Origin of the sequence: Streptomyces sp. HSW2009 (assembly GCF_040240285.1) — a bacterium.
Taxonomy (GTDB): domain Bacteria; phylum Actinomycetota; class Actinomycetes; order Streptomycetales; family Streptomycetaceae; genus Streptomyces.
The window spans coordinates 1-562 of record NZ_JBEHZD010001132.1 but is presented as its reverse complement, the minus strand read 5'-3'; the positions used below and the strand labels follow the sequence as shown (position 1 = coordinate 562).

Annotated in this window: 1 pseudogene; it reads right to left on the bottom strand. The window is 74.4% G+C overall.

Features of this window, described 5'->3' with window-relative positions:
• Positions 1 to 359: 359 nt before the first annotated feature.
• A pseudogene (locus AAHZ94_RS34900) lies at positions 360 to 562 on the bottom strand (amidohydrolase); the annotation flags it as partial.

Sequence of the window (562 nt, the reverse complement as noted above, 5' to 3'; positions counted from 1 at the left end):
CGGGGCCGGGGGGGGGGCGCCCGGGGGGGGGCCGCGGGGGGGGGGCCCCCCGGCGGCCCCCCCCCCCCCCCCCCCCCCCCCCCGACACCGAGTCGTTGCTTGGTCGTTGTGCAGTTATCTCAGGGCCCCGCGGTCCCGGACCAGATCTTTGTGCAGATGTTGGTCACATCATGACGTTCTGGATATATCGGGAAGCGCTGGCAGGGGTGCAGTGGGGGTGCCGCGGCGGTGCCGTAGGGGTGCCGCGGGGTCCCGGCGGGGGTGTCCCCCCCCGCTCTCCGCACCGCAGTTGGCCCCGTCGGGCCCGTACCCCGCCCCACTCACGGTGTCCGCGCAGCAGCCCGTACCGTCCCCTCCCCTCAACCCCCGCAGCTCCGCCGCCCCAGCCACGTGCTCATCGTCCGTACGCCCAGTGCGATGGCCCGCTCGTCCGGGACGAACGTCGTGAAGTGGGGGTAGCTGGCGGTGATGGGGGTGCCGGGGGTGCGGACGCCCAGGTAGGTGAAGGTGCCGGGGACGTGGCTCAGGTACAGGGCGAAGTCCTCGCCGCTGAAGGGTGGGA